The sequence below is a fragment of the Dietzia sp. DQ11-44 genome (assembly GCF_014145205.1).
Lineage (GTDB): Bacteria > Actinomycetota > Actinomycetes > Mycobacteriales > Mycobacteriaceae > Dietzia > Dietzia natronolimnaea.
The window spans coordinates 1-1082 of the sequence record NZ_JAALEC010000540.1; the positions used below are offsets into that span (position 1 = coordinate 1).

1 protein-coding gene is annotated in these 1082 nt (G+C 71.0%); it reads right to left on the bottom strand.

The annotated features are described in order from the left end of the window. Positions 1-43: 43 nt before the first annotated feature. Positions 44-1082, bottom strand: a 1039-nt coding sequence (locus G6018_RS13140; protein ID WP_241732100.1) for a DUF2156 domain-containing protein, incomplete at its 5' end; no start/stop codon positions are given.

Genomic DNA, 1082 nt, shown 5'->3' on the forward strand with positions numbered 1-1082 from the left:
GCCGCAGCTCGGGAGCGGATGCCGCAGCTCGGGGGCGGAGGCCTCAGGCGTCGATGGTCTCCGACTTCCCCGACCGGGCCAGCGCGGCGAGCTGGCGGGTCGTCGCACCCGGCAGGTACGCCCGGCCGATCGCCACCCCGATCCGCGGCAGGTCGGCCTCGTCGCGGAAGCACAGGTACACGGGCTCGATCCGCGGATTGAACTTGGCTTTGAACTGGTGGAGCGAACGGAACCCGTAGTACGGCTCGAGCGCCTGACCGAGCAGGTCCAGACCCCTGTCGAGGGTGGCCACCTCGTCGTCGTCGCCACTCCGCGCCAACGGGGCACCGGACAACGAGACGAAATCGGCCCCCTCGTCCTTGAACTCGAGCGCGGACCGGGCGATGAGGAACTCGATCATGTTGTTCGCGCCGGGCCCGTTGCGCTTGCGCATCACGTCCAGTGTCCAGCCTCGCACGCCGCCCTCGGCTCCGCCGCGGTAGACGGGCAGCCAGGAGAGGGCGGCCTGGACCACCCCGCCCGAGTCGACGGCCAGGGCGATGCGGACGTCGTCGTCGAGAGCCTCCTCGACCGTGCCGAGGGTGAAGCCCATCTCGGGCAGTTCCTTGTCCCCGACCCACTGCTCGGAGATCTGGCGGACCTGCCCCAGGATCGCGGACGGCTGCTCCCGCAGCAGGCCCGAGACGAAACTCGTGCCGTTCTTCTCCGCCTTGTTCATGGCGCTGCGGATCTTCTGCCACTTCTTGCCGCCGAACGCCAGATCGGGCAGGTCCATGATGGTGTCCTCGGCGATCTGCAGCGCCCGCCAGCCGTGCGCCCGCATGGTGTCGGCGGTCTCGGCCGACACCGAGAACAGGCACGGCACCGCGGCCTGCGCCTCGGCGAAGTCCACGAACTCGGTCAGCAGCCGGGCGCGGTCGGCGGGTGCGGCCACCGGATCCGCCAGCGCGATGACGGTGCCGACGTGCAGGCGGTAACCCACCACGCCGGCGGCCGGCGCGCTCGTGTCGACGGCGTCCGGTTCCCCGTCGGGGCCCCCACCGGCCCGTGCTCCGGGCCCGAAGAAGTAGTTCATCGGCTGA